Origin of the sequence: Rhodococcus sp. NPDC079359 (assembly GCF_040702585.1) — a bacterium.
GTDB lineage: Bacteria > Actinomycetota > Actinomycetes > Mycobacteriales > Mycobacteriaceae > Rhodococcoides.
This window is the reverse complement of the sequence record NZ_JBFBLH010000005.1, coordinates 161,975-177,380: the sequence shown is the minus strand read 5'-3', so window position 1 is coordinate 177,380 and position 15,406 is coordinate 161,975. Positions and strand designations below refer to the sequence as shown.

Annotated in this window: 14 protein-coding genes and 1 tRNA gene; 8 read left to right on the top strand and 7 right to left on the bottom strand. The window is 64.6% G+C overall.

Annotation, left to right across the window (positions count from 1 at the left end; all coding sequences use genetic code 11):
* The first annotated feature begins 67 nt into the window (after positions 1-67).
* The 3 genes from AB0362_RS14320 to AB0362_RS14310 all read left to right on the top strand — a co-directional run bounded on the left by AB0362_RS14320 (position 68) and on the right by AB0362_RS14310 (position 2,059).
* Positions 68-871, top strand: a complete 804-nt coding sequence (locus tag AB0362_RS14320; RefSeq protein ID WP_317548610.1) for a serine hydrolase domain-containing protein — start codon at positions 68-70, stop codon at positions 869-871.
* A gap of 144 nt (positions 872-1,015) precedes the next feature.
* The gene (locus AB0362_RS14315) at positions 1,016-1,528 is read left to right on the top strand and encodes a DUF3145 domain-containing protein (protein WP_317808923.1); all 513 of its coding nucleotides are present in this window, start codon (positions 1,016-1,018) and stop codon (positions 1,526-1,528) included.
* Positions 1,529-1,612: 84 nt separating this feature from the next.
* Positions 1,613-2,059: a cold shock domain-containing protein gene (locus tag AB0362_RS14310; RefSeq protein ID WP_317548776.1), complete on the top strand. Its 447-nt coding sequence runs from the start codon at positions 1,613-1,615 to the stop codon at positions 2,057-2,059.
* A 144-nt stretch (positions 2,060-2,203) separates the two neighbouring features.
* Here AB0362_RS14310 and AB0362_RS14305 read toward each other — a convergent pair whose 3' ends face one another.
* From AB0362_RS14305 to aceE, 6 genes are all read right to left on the bottom strand, one after another.
* Positions 2,204-3,637, bottom strand: a complete 1,434-nt coding sequence (locus tag AB0362_RS14305) for a carboxyl transferase domain-containing protein (protein ID WP_149406178.1) — start codon at positions 3,635-3,637, stop codon at positions 2,204-2,206.
* 127 nt (positions 3,638-3,764) lie between these two features.
* Positions 3,765-5,015, bottom strand: a complete 1,251-nt coding sequence (locus AB0362_RS14300) for a KasA/KasB family beta-ketoacyl-ACP synthase (protein WP_068052249.1) — start codon at positions 5,013-5,015, stop codon at positions 3,765-3,767.
* A gap of 8 nt (positions 5,016-5,023) precedes the next feature.
* On the bottom strand, positions 5,024-5,368 hold the full coding sequence (acpM, locus tag AB0362_RS14295; RefSeq protein WP_045199610.1) for a meromycolate extension acyl carrier protein AcpM: 345 nt from the start codon (positions 5,366-5,368) through the stop codon (positions 5,024-5,026).
* 88 nt (positions 5,369-5,456) lie between these two features.
* On the bottom strand, positions 5,457-6,365 hold the full coding sequence (locus tag AB0362_RS14290) for an ACP S-malonyltransferase (protein ID WP_317808925.1): 909 nt from the start codon (positions 6,363-6,365) through the stop codon (positions 5,457-5,459).
* Positions 6,366-6,493: 128 nt separating this feature from the next.
* On the bottom strand, positions 6,494-7,873 hold the full coding sequence (locus tag AB0362_RS14285) for a helix-turn-helix domain-containing protein (RefSeq protein WP_231893914.1): 1,380 nt from the start codon (positions 7,871-7,873) through the stop codon (positions 6,494-6,496).
* 87 nt (positions 7,874-7,960) lie between these two features.
* Positions 7,961-10,780 (bottom strand): pyruvate dehydrogenase (acetyl-transferring), homodimeric type, encoded by a 2,820-nt coding sequence (gene aceE / locus AB0362_RS14280; protein ID WP_149406176.1) that lies wholly within the window; start codon positions 10,778-10,780, stop codon positions 7,961-7,963.
* Between the two features lie 258 nt (positions 10,781-11,038).
* Between aceE and AB0362_RS14275 the strand changes: the two genes are divergently transcribed.
* The 3 genes from AB0362_RS14275 (at position 11,039) to AB0362_RS14265 (ending at position 12,116) form a co-directional block, all read left to right on the top strand.
* Positions 11,039-11,461 carry a DUF3052 domain-containing protein gene (locus tag AB0362_RS14275; RefSeq protein WP_032379129.1) on the top strand — a complete coding sequence of 141 codons (423 nt, stop codon included), beginning with the start codon at positions 11,039-11,041 and terminating at the stop codon, positions 11,459-11,461.
* A 31-nt stretch (positions 11,462-11,492) separates the two neighbouring features.
* A complete protein-coding gene (locus AB0362_RS14270; protein WP_094640166.1) occupies positions 11,493-11,954 on the top strand; it encodes a peroxiredoxin in 462 nt (153 codons plus the stop codon).
* 87 nt (positions 11,955-12,041) lie between these two features.
* A tRNA-Val gene (locus AB0362_RS14265) sits at positions 12,042-12,116 on the top strand.
* A gap of 1 nt (position 12,117) precedes the next feature.
* Here AB0362_RS14265 and AB0362_RS14260 read toward each other — a convergent pair.
* Positions 12,118-13,509, bottom strand: coding sequence for an LLM class flavin-dependent oxidoreductase (locus AB0362_RS14260; protein ID WP_317548607.1), 1,392 nt, complete (start codon positions 13,507-13,509; stop codon positions 12,118-12,120).
* Between the two features lie 168 nt (positions 13,510-13,677).
* Here AB0362_RS14260 and AB0362_RS14255 point away from each other — a divergent pair, with 168 nt between their 5' ends.
* Together AB0362_RS14255 and AB0362_RS14250 are read left to right on the top strand one after the other, a co-directional pair.
* The gene (locus AB0362_RS14255) at positions 13,678-14,685 is read left to right on the top strand and encodes an ATP-binding cassette domain-containing protein (protein ID WP_317808927.1); all 1,008 of its coding nucleotides are present in this window, start codon (positions 13,678-13,680) and stop codon (positions 14,683-14,685) included.
* On the top strand, positions 14,682-15,386 hold the full coding sequence (locus AB0362_RS14250) for a methionine ABC transporter permease (RefSeq protein ID WP_317808929.1): 705 nt from the start codon (positions 14,682-14,684) through the stop codon (positions 15,384-15,386). Before AB0362_RS14255 ends, AB0362_RS14250 begins: the two co-directional genes overlap by 4 nt.
* The last annotated feature ends 20 nt before the right edge of the window (positions 15,387-15,406 follow it).

Sequence of the window (15,406 nt, the reverse complement as noted above, 5' to 3'; positions counted from 1 at the left end):
GTGCTGCGAGCGTAGCCCGGCGGGGGACCGGGGCACCGTCGTCGACCGACAATTAGGCTCGTGAGTCGTGACCACCCTCGATCTCACGGCCTCCTGGCCCGTCGACCATGTCAGTGCAGCAGTCGTCACCGACTCCGGAGTTCGTGAGGAGGTCGGGGACACCGATCGCGTCTACGAGCTGGCCTCGGTCACCAAGCTGCTCAGTGCGTACGCAGTTCTCGTCGCCGTCGAGGAAGGTGCGGTGGAGCTCGATCAGCCTGCAGGACCGGAAGGGGCGACGGTTCGACACCTCCTGGCACACGCGTCGGGACTGGCGTTCGGTGACCGCACAGTGCAGGCACCGGCCGGTACCAAGCGGATCTACTCGAGCGCCGGGTTCGAGGTTCTGGCCGAACTGATCGAAACCGAGGCAGGCATTGCCTTCCCGGACTACCTCGACGAGGCCGTGTGCCGGCCACTGCAGATGACGAACACCGCACTACCGGGTTCGGCGGGCCACGGTGCCAGCTCAACCCTGGCGGACCTGACGAAATTCGCGGCGGAGCTGTTGCAGCCCACGCTCCTCGCTTCGCAGACATTCTCTGCGGCGACCGAGGTGCAGTTTTCCGGCCTGAACGGGATCGTGCCCGGATACGGATCGCACAAGCCCTGCGACTGGGGACTCGGGTTCGAGCTGCGCGACGGCAAGAGCCCGCACTGGACCGGGAGCGCCAACTCGTCGGCCACGTTCGGCCACTTCGGTCAGGCCGGAACGTTCCTGTGGGTGGATCCGGCAGTACGGACCGCGTGTGTGGTGTTGACCGATCGAGCCTTCGGAGACTGGGCGAAGCCGCTGTGGCCGGAGCTCTCCGACGCAGTGCTGGCCGGGTGAAACTCCATCGTTCACAGATTGCACTGGCGCAACAGGGGCAACTCGGGGCACACTAGTACACAGACGCATTGATTCACTGCAGCCAGCCGAAGCATGTCGAGGTCGTTGGGGAAGACGTCCCTCGTCGAAGCTGGAGGTAGTGCAATGCGTGGATCGAACCAATTCGCAGAAGCGACATCGGGTGTTGTGTACATCCACTCGTCGCCCGCTGCGTTGTGCCCGCATGTCGAATGGGCGTTGACCGACGCCCTCGATTGCCGTGCGAACTTGAAGTGGTCTGCGCAGCCCGCCTCCGATGGGCAGCTGCGCGCCACCACCGACTGGGTCGGCCCCGTCGGCACCGGAGCAAAGCTGGCCGGCATCCTGCGCTTGTGGCAGATGCTGCGGTTCGAGGTGACCGAGGACGCCAGCGAGGGCGTGGACGGCGAACGGTTCTCCCACGTGCCCGGTTTGGGGCTGTGGCGCGGAACGACGAGCGCGAACGGTGACGTGATGCTCGGCGAGATGCGGCTGCGCGCCCTGATGGAGAACAACCAGGGCAACTTCACCGCGGCCGTCGAGCAGGCTCTCGGATCGGACTGGGACGCAGCCCTGGAGCCGTACCGAACCGGCGGGGCCGGAGCCGAAGTGACGTGGTTGAGTCGCAACGTCGGCTAGGGGTTGCTGGGGGTTCTGGCTCGCGGTAGTTTGCGTCCGTGCCTGGGGTAGGCATGTGGGAACGACCGTGGAGTGGTGAGTTCGATGTTGTCGACCGGAAAAGTGATTCGATTCGACGAGTTCAAGGGGTACGGATTCGTAGCGCCGGACGAGGGCGGCGAGGACGTGTTCATTCACGTCAACGATCTGGACTTCGACAAACGACTGTTGGCACCGGGGGTTCGCGTCGAATACGTTGCCGTCGAGGGCGATCGAGGCCTCAAGGCCACCCAGGTGCAGATCATCGACACTCCCGCGTCGACCGCGCTGGTCACCCGGCGCAAGCCCGACGTGCCGTTCCACGACGTTCCGGTCAGCGAACACGAGCAGCTCGAAGATGTGATCTGCGACGTGCTCTCCGAGGCGGACTTCACCGCCGAAGTGACCGAGGCACTCCTCAAAGCCAACGGAACTGTCTCCGCAGCGCAGATCCTCGACATCCGATCGGCAATGTTGCGACTGGCTCACGACCACAAGTGGATCGAGAGCTGACGCTGTAGTTCGCCCGTCCGTTGTGGGGCCCGTTCGGTTCCGGATGAATGTGGCTTTGTTGCACTCGGAGCGCCTCGGAGTCGCATTGATCCCAACCGGGGCCGGGGGTGACACCACCCGAGGCGGCGGGGCACCCCATGACGATCAGAGCGGAATGTTCTTGTGGTTGCCGCGCGCCGCGGGGGCTGCCGCGAGAGCCTTGGCAACTGTGCTGCGGGTCTTGCTCGGCTCGATGACCTCGTCGACGACACCGATGGCCACGGCGCGCTCGACGCCACCGGCGATGCTTTCGTGCTCGACGGTGAGGCGATCGTGCAATGCCTCACGCTCCTCCTCGGGAGCGGCTGCGAGTGCCTTCTTGTGCAGGATGCCGACGGCGGCCTTCGCGCCCATCACGGCAACCTCGGAGCCGGGCCAGGCGTAGACCGCGGTGGCACCGAGTGCGCGGGCGTTCATCGCGATGTACGCGCCGCCGTAGATCTTGCGGGTCACCAGGGTGACGCGGGGGACCTTGGCTTCGGCGAAGGCGTGCAACAGCTTTGCTCCGCGACGGACGACGCCCTCCCATTCCATGCTGACGCCAGGGAGGTACCCGGGAACGTCGACGACCACGATCAGTGGGATGCCGAATGCGTCGCACAGTCGCACGAAACGGGCTGCCTTCTCGGCACTTTCGGAGTTGAGGCAACCGCCGAGTCGAATGGGGTTGTTGGCGATGACGCCGACGGTGCGGCCGCTGATGCGTCCGAGGCCGATGACGATGCTGCGGGCCCAGCCGCCCTGGAACTCCTCGAAGGTCGATTCCCCTTCGACGTTGTCCAGCAGCTCGTGCACGATCGGGTGCACATCGTATGCGCGACGGTTGGATTCGGGCATCAGAGCCCGAAGGTCGGTGTCGCCGTGCTCGGCGGCGGCGATGTCGAACTCGCCCTGCTCGCAGAACATGGACACCAGGCGGCGGGCGCGGGTGAACGCGTCCATCTCGCTGTCGGCGACGATGTGGCACACGCCGGACTTCTTGTGGTGGGTGTCGGGGCCGCCGAGCGAGGCCATGTCGACCTGCTCACCGGTGACGCTGCGGACGACATCGGGACCGGTGACGAACACGCGTCCCTCGGGAGCCATGATGACGACGTCGGTCAACGCAGGACCGTAGGCGGCGCCGCCGGCTGCGAAGCCGAGAACGACGGAAACTTGGGGGACGAGGCCGGACGCTCGGACCATGGCCTCGAAGACGAGTCCGACGGCATGGAGAGCTTCGACGCCCTCGGCGAGGCGCGCGCCGCCGGAATGCCAGACGCCGACGATCGGAGCGCGCTGCTCGATGGCCGTGTCGATGGCGGCGACGATGTGTTTGCAACCGTCCACGCCCATGGCACCGCCCATGACGGTGGCATCGGAGCAGTAAGCGATGGTGTGGACGCCGTCGATCTCGCCGGATGCTGCGAGGATGCCGGACTTGTCCCGATCGTGCAGGGGCACAGTGGTTCCGGCGTCGAACAGATTCTCGAGGCGGGCGAGTGGATCGCGGGGATCGGTGGAGGTACCGGATCGTGTGACGGGGGCCAGAATGGTCATCGCTTGTCCTTCTTCAGGGCCCCTGGGGGGCGAGGCCCGAACCGGGGCCGTTCACTGGGAACGGCCCCAGCCCGGATCATGCACTGCGAGAGCGGGATTCGCTGAGTCGAAAGAACGACTCAGTGCATCACGCCTTTCCGAAGGCGAGCGCTACGTTGTGCCCACCGAATCCGAACGAGTTGTTGATCGCGTAATCGATCTGTCCGACGCGGGGCTCGCCCTTGACGACGTCGAGATCGATCTGGGGATCTTGATTCTCCAAATTCAGTGTGGGAGGGATGATTCCCTCACGCACTGCCAGCACCGTCAGAACCGACTCGAGAGCGCCGACGGCACCGATCGAGTGGCCCAGAGCGGATTTCGGTGCGTACACGGCTGCGTGATTTCCGACGGCCTTGTTGATCGCGAGCGCTTCGGCAGTGTCTCCGATGGGAGTTGCCGTTGCGTGGGCGTTCACGTGGGTGATGTCGGACTTCTGCAGTCCTGCGGTCTCGATCGCACGCTTCATGGCGCGCGCGGCACCCGTGCCCTCCGGGTCGGGAGCCACGAGGTGGAACCCGTCGGAAGTGATTCCGGCACCGAGCAAGCGGGCGTGGATCGTTGCGCCGCGTGCCTTGGCGTGCTCCTCGGTCTCGATGACCATGAGCGCACCCGCTTCACCGAAGACGAAGCCGTCACGATCCTTGTCGAACGGACGTGACGCACCCTTCGGGTTGTCGTTGTTGGTGCTCATCGCCCGCATCATGGAGAAGCTGGCGATCGGAACCGCGTCGATGTAACCCTCGACGCCGCCGGTGACGACCATGTCCGCGTCGCCCATCACGATCATCCGCCACGCGTGTGCGATGGCTTCCGATCCCGAGGAGCAGGCGGAGACGGGAGTGATGACACCAGCCTGTGCTTTGAGCTCGAGTCCGACGACCGCTGCAGGGCCGTTCGGCATGACCATCTGAACGGCGAGCGGAGACACCTTGCGGTAGCCGCCGGCCTTCATCTTGTCGTTGGCGTCGATCAGAGAATCGCCGCCACCGAGGCCGGTACCGATAGACACGCCGAGGCGGAGGGGATCGACGTCGGGAGTCCCGGCGTTCTTCCAGACCTCACGACCGAGAACGGTGGCCAGCTGCTCCACATAGCTCAGGCGACGAATCTCGACCCGCGAGAGCAGGCTCTGCGGGTTCACCGCGAGGTGGCCGCCGATCCGCACGGGCAGGTCGTACTCGGCGACGAAATCGTCTTCCAGCGTTGCGATTCCGCTGTCGCCGTTCAGCAGACCCTTCCACGTGGCATCGACGTCACCCGCGAGTGACGTGGTCGCAGCGAGGCTGGTGACGACGACACTGGGGAAGCGTCCGTTGGCGGTGGATGGGTTGGTCATGGGCCGTGTCACTCGCTCGCGGAGTCGTCGAGCTTGGCCTTGATAGCTTCTGCGGCTTCGGGGTTCTCCGCTTCGAGCTTCTGGATGTAGTTCACGGCGTCGCCGACGGTGCGCAGACCTGCGAGGTCCTCGTCGGGGATCTTCACGCCGTACTTGTCCTCGGTCTGCACTGCGATCTCGACCATGGAGAGTGAGTCGATGTCGAGGTCGTCCACGAAGGACTTCTCGATGGTCACCTCGGACGGTTCGATGCCCGTGACCTCCTCGATGATCTCTGCAAGTCCGGCGATGAGGTCTTCCTGGCTGGCCACTGTTGTGGCTCCCTTCTCTTCTGTGTAGAACGCCGAAGTCATGTGCTTCGAGACGCGATTGTGCATTTCTGCCACTCGGGGAGTGGAAGTGCGAGCCGCAGTGCTGTGACTGCGAAGTGTGTGGATCGAGCTAACCGAGCTCGGCCATTGCGGAAATGTCCGCCGGTGTCTTCAGGCCGAGGTTGGCGACGCCGCGCAGTTCGCGTTTGGCGATACCGACAAGTGCGCCTGCCGGGGGCAGTTCGACGAGTCCGGTCACCTGCGCGGTACGTAGGTAGGCGTTGCACAGATCCCATCGCACGGGGCGAGTGACCTGGGCAGCGAGCTTGTTCAGGGCGTCGGCACCCGAGGAGACCGGCTGACCGTCCGAGTTGGACAGCAACGTCCGCGTCGGCTCCGACGGGGTGATGGCGGCAGCGGCTGCGGCAACGGTGTCGCCCGCGGACGCCATGTACTTGGTGTGGAATGCGCCTGCGACCGGTAGTGCGCGAACCCGAGCCTTTTCGGGCGCGCTCTCGGCCAGTTCGGCAAGCTTGGTGAGCAGCCCGGCTGCGACGATCTGACCTGCAGCGTTGACGTTGGCCGGAGCGAGGTCCAGCTCTTCGAGGCGCGCCAGGACGGCAGCTTCGTCGCCGCCGAGCACGGCGGACATGCCGGTCGGCTCGAGTGCGCAGGCCCTGGCCATTGCTGCGCCACGGACGGCGGCGAGCGATACGGCGTCGTCGGAGGAGATGACGCCGGCGATCGCGGCGGCGGCGAGTTCACCCACCGAGTGTCCGGCGACGACGGCGTCCTCGGGGAACAGGCCGCGCGATGCGATCTCCTCGAATGCGAGCAATGCCGACGCGACGACCAGAGGCTGGGTCACTGCGGTGTCGGTGATCTCCTCGGCGGTGGCAGTGGTGCCGAGGCGGACGAGGTCGAGACCGGAGGCCTTCGACCACAACGCGAGTCGGTCTGCCGCACCCGGCAATTCGAGCCAAGGCAGCAGCATGCCGGGAGTCTGGGAGCCCTGACCGGGCGCAAGCAACGCAATCACAGGGTTAAGAGAACACCGTCGGGTGCCGAATGAGTGATGTCGCGCTCGATGAACTCTCGACAAGCAATTTGTGGGAACCCTACAAATTGCCTCGTGGGGATCCGCTATCGCCGAAGGGTGGTCCGGCGTTACGTGACTACTTCTCCGAATGTGACCTGTGTGACATATGGGGCAGGATGGGGCGGTTCGTGATGCGTTCGAGCCAACCTACCTACCGTTGCCGCAACCCTGAGTACGTACGCGTCGCGCGGATGCGTCGGGTCTCGACCGGTGACCTCGGCGATGCGCTTGAGCCGATACCGGACGGTATTTGGATGAACAAACAGCTGCCGTGCGCAGGTTTCTACCGCACCCCCGCAGTCCAGATAGGCGTCGAGGGTGTCGGCCAGTCCAGAACCTGCCGCGGCCAACGGAACGACCACGTGATCGTTCAACGCCGATATCGCCGCACCGTCGTTGAGCAGTGCGCGCTCGGGCAGTAGCTCGCCCGCATGCACCGGACGCGGCGCACCCCGCCACCCCGCCACGGCCTGCATACCCGCGAATGCCTCCACCGCGCTCGAGTGCGCCGCACCGAGGGTGCGAGTGGTCGGGCCGATGACGACGGGTCCGTCCGAGAAGTTCTGCAGCATGTCGTCGATGAAGGCGCGATGGGTGGCAGTGTCGTCGAGCTGACCGCTGACCACCATCACCAGCCGCGTTCCCTGCACCACTGCCAGTGCGGCGCGGCCGTGCTTCTGCGCCACGGCATGCACGGTTCCGACGACCGAGACGCCTCGATCGTCGGGAGGAGTGCCCACCAGCACCGTTGCGGGCGCGGTGGCGTCCCAGTTCAACGTGGCGGCACGCGAGAGCATGTCCGAGCCGGTGTCTCCGCGTACGACAGCGTCGACCACGAGGGCTTCGAGGCGGGTGTCCCAGGCTCCGCGTGATTCGGCTGCGCTGGCGTAGACCGACGCGGCCGCGAAACCCAGCTCGCGCCCGTATCGCAACACGGCCTCGGTCAGGGCCACCAACTGCTGATCGTTGCGGGCCAGTGCCGGGAGCCACTGCTCGAAGAACTCCATCGCCACCCGCACCATGTCCACCGTCTGGCGCAGAGTGAGGCGTCGGGCAAGGTCCTGGGGAATGACCTGGAAGGCGTCCAGCGAGAAGCGAATATCGCTGTTGGGGTTCTTGAGCCATTCGAGGAAGTTGTCGACGGCTGTCTGAATCAACAGCTGGACGCTGGCACGTTGGGCGGCGTCGAGATCACCGAAGAACGGCAACTGCCCCTGCATCGTGGTGACGGCCTCGGTCGAGAGTCGGCCGGAGAACTGTTTGACGCGGCGCAGCAGCGCATCGGGCAGGGGATCGCGTTTCTGGCGGGAGGGTGCCAGTGAGGCGACCGGAAGGTGCACTTCGTTGTCCGACGTCAACGATTCGCGCAACGCCTCACGGTAGGCGTCGCGTCGGGACACATCGCGTGATGACGCGCTGCCCGGTGAGTCGGGTTTCGCATCGGACATAAGGAGAACCTACGCCCGACCCCCGCCCCCATCGCGACGGACATGCTTCGCGACGTGGGACGGGGGTCGGCCGAACAGGGGTGGAACCTACGCCGAACCGGTGTCGGCGTACGACGTCGGAGCTGCGGTGACGTCGTCGATCTTGTACTTCTCCGCGGCCTCGACTGCCTTGGACTTGTCGATCTCACCGGACGCGGCGAGAGCGGACAACGTGGCGACGACGATCGACTCGGCATCGACGTTGAACACCCGTCGGGCGGCCGGACGGGTATCGGAGAATCCGAAGCCGTCGGTGCCGAGGGTGACGTAATCGCCCGGAACCCACTGACGGATCTGGTCCGGAACAGCGCGCATCCAATCCGAGGACGCGATGACCGGGCCGTTGGCGTCGGCCAGTGCCGAGGTGACGAACGGAACGCGCTTGTCGGCACCGGGGTTGCGCAGCGACTCCTTCTCGGCGTCGACGCCGTCGCGGCGCAGCTCGCCCCAGGACGTCACCGACCAGACGGCCGAACGCACGCCCCACTCCTCGAACAGCAGCTCACGGGCCTTGCGGGCCGAGACCATGCCGACGCCCGACGCCAGAAGCTGTGCCTCAGGTCCGTCGCCCTCCTGCGGAGCTGCGAACCGGTAGATGCCCTTGAGCAGACCCTCGACGTCGAGGTTCTCCGGCTCGGCCGGCTGTACGTACGGCTCGTTGTACAGGGTGATGTAGTAGAAGATGTTCTCGCCGCCGAAGCCTTCCACGCCCTCGGTGCCGCCGTACATCCGTCGCAGACCGTCCTTGACGATGTGTGCGATTTCGTACGAGAACGCCGGGTCGTAGGCCACGGCCGCCGGGTTGGTCGACGCCAACAGCAGCGAATGACCATCGGCGTGCTGCAGACCCTCACCGGTCAGAGTCGTGCGACCCGCGGTGGCACCGAGGACGAATCCGCGAGCCATCTGGTCCGCTGCAGCCCACAGACCGTCGCCGGTGCGCTGGAAACCGAACATCGAGTAGAAGATGTACAGCGGGATCATGACCTCGCCGTGCGTGGCGTACGAGGTGCCGACAGCGGTGAACGACGACGTCGAGCCGGCCTCGTTGATGCCCTCGTGCAGGATCTGACCGACCGAGCTCTCCTTGTAGGCGAGCATCAACTCCGAGTCCACCGACGTGTAGAGCTGACCGTTGCGGTTGTAGATCTTGAGCGACGGGAACCACGAGTCCATACCGAAGGTGCGCGCCTCGTCGGGAATGATCGGCACGATTCGGTGGCCGATCTCCTTGTCTCGCAACAGTTCCTTCATGACACGCACGAGCGCCATGGTGGTGGCGACTTCCTGCTTGCCGGAGCCCTTGCGGAGCGTCTTGTACGTGTCGTCGCTCGGCTGCGGCAGCGGCTTGACGTCGACGCGCCGCTCGGGGACGAATCCGCCGAGCTTGCTGCGGCGATCGAGCATGTACTGGATCTCGGGAGCGTCCGCACCGGGGTGGTAGTACGGCGGCATGTAGGGATCCTTCTCGAGCTCCTCGTCGGAGATCGGGATGTGCTGGATGTCGCGGAACGTCTTGAGGTCGTCGAGCGTCAGCTTCTTCATCTGGTGCGTGGCATTACGGCCCTCGAAGTGCTTACCGAGGGTGTAGCCCTTGATGGTGTGCGCCAGGATGACCGTCGGCTGGCCCTTGTGCGCCATCGCCGCCGCGTAGGCAGCGTGCACCTTGCGGTAGTCGTGGCCGCCGCGCTTGAGGTTCCAGATCTCGGCGTCGGACAGATCCGCTACGAGCTCTTTGGTGCGGGGATCGCGGCCGAAGAAGTTGTCGCGGACGTAGCTGCCGTCGTTGGCCTTGTACGTCTGGAAGTCACCGTCGGGGGTGGTGTTCATCAGATTGACGAGCGCGCCGTCGCGGTCCTTGTGCAGCAGCGAGTCCCACTCGCGGCCCCAGACGACCTTGATGACGTTCCAGCCGGCACCGCGGAAGAACGACTCCAGTTCCTGGATGATCTTGCCGTTGCCGCGGACCGGGCCGTCGAGGCGCTGCAGGTTGCAGTTGACGACGAACGTCAGATTGTCGAGGCCTTCGGTGGCGGCCACGTGCGCGAGTCCGCGCGACTCCGGCTCGTCCATCTCGCCGTCGCCGAGGTACGCCCACACGTGCTGATCGGTGGTGTCCTTGATGCCGCGGTCGTTGAGGTAGTGGTTGAAGCGGGCCTGGTAGATCGCGTTCATCGGGCCGAGACCCATCGACACCGTCGGGAACTCCCAGAAATCCTGCATCAGACGCGGGTGCGGGTACGACGGCAGTCCGCCGCCCTCGTTCTCGTGGCTGGCCTCCTGGCGGAAGCCGTCCATGCGCTCGGCCGGGATGCGGCCCTCGAGGAATGCGCGGGCGTAGATGCCGGGGGAGGCGTGACCCTGGATGAAGATGTGGTCGCCGCCGCCCGGGTGGTCCTTACCGCGGAAGAAGTGGTTGAAGCCCACCTCGTACAGCGCAGCCGAGGATGCGTACGTGGAGATGTGTCCGCCGACGCCGACGCCGGGACGCTGCGCGCGGTGCACCATGATCGCGGCGTTCCAGCGGATCCAGGCGCGGTAGCGGCGTTCCATGGACTCGTCGCCGGGGAACCACGGCTCGTTCTCGGTGGGAATGGTGTTGACGTAATCCGTCGACGTCAGCGACGGCAACGCGACGCGGCGTTCGCCGGCGCGCTCGAGCAACCTGAGCATCAGGTAGCGAGCGCGGTTGGGGCCGGACCTCTCCAACAAGCCGTCGAACGATTCGATCCATTCGTTGGTCTCGTCGTTGTCGATATCGGGCAGGTACGACGCGACACCCTCACGGATGACGCGGACCCGGCCGTCCGAGCCCTTCTTGCCTGCAGACGATGTGTTCTGCCGTTCGCCGCTGTTCACTTCGGACAACGTGTGCACTCCTCAATGTGGCGGACGCTCGGTGTGGCGCCCGGTCCCGGTAGTCCCGCCCCTGTGACGGCGGTCTACTTTCCTCGTTCTCGTGATTCCTCCCCAATCCTGCCGCATCTCGTCGGTTCTGGTAGTACAGAGGTCCGATACCCACCAGTAGAAATTTATGTACGCAATTTCGGCGCGGTCAGCTTGCGCGAACGGCTTCGACACTGTTCGCTTTGACTACTGCACCCACAATTCAAGGAGGTCACCACCGTGGTCGCCGCGGCGGACGCTCAGAACTACGCTCAGAAACTTGGCATCACTCGCGACATGGTCGTACAGGAGCTGGGCTGGGACGAGGACACCGACGATGATCTGCGCGCCGACGTAGAAGATGCGATCGGTGGCGAGACCCTCGACGAGGATTCCGACGAGGTGATCGACGTTGTACTGCTGTGGTGGCGCGACGGAGACGGTGACCTGGTCGATGCGCTCATGGATGCGATCGGTCCGCTCTCGGACGATGGCATCGTGTGGGTCCTCAGCCCCAAGACCGGCATGTCCGGTCATGTCGAACCCAGTGAGATTGCCGAGTCCGCCCCGACCGCAGGTTTGACGCAGACCTCTGCGGCAAACCTCGGTGACTGGATCGGAAGTCGATTGGTTCAGCCCAAGACCCCTGCCACCAAGCGGTAGGCCGATGCTCGATACAGGAAGACGGTTCTAGATGCCGATCGAGGTTGGCGCAGTTGCGCCCGACTTCACCCTCAAAGACCAGAACAACCAACTGGTCACGTTGTCGTCGTACAGGAACGTGAAAAACGTTCTGCTCGTGTTCTATCCACTGGCCTTCACCGGCACGTGCCAGGGCGAGCTGTGCAGAGTGCGCGACGAGCTACCGACCTTCGAGAACGACGAGACTGCGATCCTGGCAATCTCGGTGGGTCCGCCTCCGACCCACAAGATCTGGGCTGCAGAACAGGGTTACACCTTTCCGCTGCTGTCGGACTTCTGGCCGCACGGTGAGGTTGCTCAGGCGTACGGCGTGTTCAACGACAGCGCCGGATTCGCCAATCGTGGAACGTTCGTCGTCGACAAATCCGGAATCATCAGGTTCGCCGAAATGAACGGACCCGGCGAGGCTCGCGACAGTTCTTCGTGGGCCGAGGCTCTCGCACAGGTGAGCTGACCTGCGGAATTGTAGTTAGAGATCAGACACGATAAATTTCTCCAAGCGTTCCGGTGGCCCGGGGTTGTCCCCAGGCCACCGGTACTCGGGCGTATAGCTCAGCGGTAGAGCTCTGGTTTTACACACCAGCGGTCGGGGGTTCGAACCCCTCTGCGCCCACCATTCACAGCGATTCTCGGTTCGCCCGAACTTCTCGCACGATCTGCTGCGCCCGGTGTTCCTCGGGCAGTCGATCGCCCTTGCCGAAGAGCTTGTGTCGCAATGTCCCCGGCGTGTATTCGGTGCGATAGACACCGCGGCGCTGCAATTCGGGTACGACGTACTGCACGACGTCTTCGAATGTCCCCGGTGTGATGGCATACGCGAGATTGAAGCCGTCGACGTCGGTCTCGTCCACCCACTCCTGCAGTTGATCCGCGACCTCGCCGGGGGAGCCGACGATGCGTGGGCCGGCACCGCCGATGCCGCCCCACTCGGCGATATCGCGGACCGTCCACTCTTTGCCGTCGGCTCCGATGGACTGGAACGACGCAACGAACGACTGAATCGCGTTGCTCTCGACATTGCCGAGCGGCTCGTCGAGCGCATACCGCGACAGGTCGACGCCCATCCAGCCCGACATGAACACCAACGCACCCTCGGCACTGGCATACGACCGATACTCGGCGTGCTTGGCATGGGCGAGTTCAGAGGTCTCATCGGTGACGATGGTGAGCAGCTGATAGATCCGCGCCGAGTACGGATCGCGGCCGGCCTCGCGCAAGGCTCGACGGATATTCGAAACCGTCTGCGCCAGAATCTCCTTGGTGGGTGCGCCGACGAAGATCGCTTCGGCATTCTGCGCCGCGAACCGTACGCCCCGCGGCGACGCGCCGGCCTGAAAGATCACCGGCGTCCGCTGCGGCGACGGCTCGGCCAGATGGATACCCGGCACCGTGAAGTGCTTGCCGCGGTGGCCGATTCGATGCACCTTGGTGGGGTCGGTGAACACGCCGGTTTCGCGATCACGGACCACCGCGTCGTCGTCCCACGACGCCTCCCACAGCTTGTAGAGCACCTCGAGATATTCGTCGGCGTGATCGTAACGATCGTCGTGCTTCAACTGGTCGTCGTGGCCCATGTTCTGCGCCGCCGACGGCAGATACCCGGTCACGACGTTCCAGCCGATCCTGCCGTTGGTGAGGTGATCGAGCGTGGAGAGCCGTCGCGCGAACGGATACGGATGCTCGAAACCGGTACCCGCAGTGATGCCGAACCCCAGATGCTCGGTGACGGCAGCCTGCGCGCTGACGAGCAGGAGTGGGTCCGAGACCGGTATCTGCGCACCGTGCCGGATGGCGGCATCGTGATTCCCGCCGTACACGTCGTAGGTGCCGAGGACGTCGGCAATGAACAAACCGTCGAACAGGCCTCGTTCCAACAGCTTCGCCAGATCGGTCCAGTAGCCGAGTTCCTTGTATCGCCACGATTGATCGAGTGGATGACGCCAGAGACCGGGGGACTGATGCGCGACGCAATTCATGTCGAAGGCATTGAAACGAATCTCGCGTGACACGGGGTAACTCCTTCGGCGGGACGACCTGTCTGGATTCGACAGCGGTGCGACGCTACCGACGACTCAGACCGGTGGGAACAGTTCGGATCGTGATGAGTCGATAGCTGGTCAGCAGTGTTCCGATGCCTCACTCTTGCGCAGTCACATCAGCGAAAGAAGCGTCGGAGCATGATCGAAATAGCGCAATTGACCAAGACGTACGGGGCGGGGGACAGCCGAACCGTCGTACTCGACCGGCTGGACTTCACGGTTCGGGCCGGCGAGATCCTCGCCGTCGTGGGCCCCAGCGGTGCCGGCAAGAGCACGCTGGCCCAATGCATCAACCTGCTGACCCGGCCCACCTCGGGCTCGGTCATCGTCAACGGGGACGACCTGACGGCGTTGAATGCCAGGCAACTTCGGGTTGCGCGGCGGCGCATCGGTACCGTGTTCCAGTCTTCGAGTCTGCTCTCGCGTCGAACCGTTGCGGAGAACGTCGCCTTGCCATTGGACTACCTCGGGGCCACGAAAGCCGAGACGGCCAGGAGAGTGGGCGAGCTTCTCGACCGAGTGGGGCTGTCCGACAAAGCAGCTCGCTATCCCTTTCAACTCTCGGGCGGGCAGCGTCAACGAGTGGGAATTGCGCGAGCGTTGGCGCTGCGGCCGTCGGTGCTGCTCTCCGACGAGGCAACCTCCGGCTTGGATCCGCACACCACCGAATCGGTGGTCGAATTGCTGCGCGAACTTCGTCGCGATCTCGACCTGGCCATCGTGTTCATCACCCACGAAATGGATACCGTTCTGCGAGCCGCAGATTCGGTAGCCAGACTCGATCATGGACGCATCGTCGAATCCGGGAAGCTGGTCGATCTGCTGACCGACTACACGTCCGCGCTCGGCAACGAACTGCGCCCCAGGCGCGACGACGCACAGGCCGCGGCCGGTGATGTGCAATGGAACGTGATCTACGACTCGCCCGATGTTCCGCAGGACTGGATCGGGCGGTTGGGCCAGGATCTCGGCGCACCCGTCGCATTACTCGGAGCCTCGGTCCAGGTGGTCGCCGGAGTGGCTGTCGGCAGCGCCGCACTCGGCATCGGTGCCCACCTGAGTGCACGCGTCCCCGGTGCTCTCGCGGCGCTGGGACTTTCCGGATCCGCAGCATCCGACCAACCGGTACTCGAGGTGGCGTCGTGATAGCAATTGTGGCCGCAGGCAACAAGGTTCCGGTCGACGAGCTGCCTGCTCTACTCCTGCCTGCGCTCGGCGACACCCTCACGATGGTCGGGATCGTGATGTTCATCGTGGTGCTCGTGGGTGTTCCGCTGGGGTCCGCGCTGTTCAACCTGGGCCCCGGTGGGTTGTTCGAGAACTCGGTACTCCATGCGCCCATCAGCTGGATCGTCAGCATCGGACGGTCGTTGCCGTTTCTGATCCTGATGGCTGCACTGGTTCCGGTCACGCGATGGATCACCGGAACGAACATCGGTATCGCAGCCGCTGTGGTGCCGATGTCGTTGGCGGGCATCGCATTCTTCACCCGGATAGTCGAGAACTCTCTGCGCTCGGTCCCGACGTCGGTGGTCGACGTCGCCCGGGCGTCGGGCGGATCCACGCTGCAAGTCACCACCACACAGTTGTCCGAGGCTGTGCCGTCGATCATCGGTGGACTGACCATCAACGTCATCGCCATGATCGAGTACTCGGCCATTGCGGGCACCATCGGTGCAGGCGGAATCGGTTATGTCGCAGTCACATACGGGTACCAACGATTCGATCACACCGTCATGATCGCGACGATCGTGATTCTGATTTTCACCGTCGCCGCCGTCCAGCTCGTCGGCGATGCGCTCGTTCGCTACACCACACCTCATCTACGCGCTGTGCGCACTGTCTGAACCACATTCGAAAGGTCCAT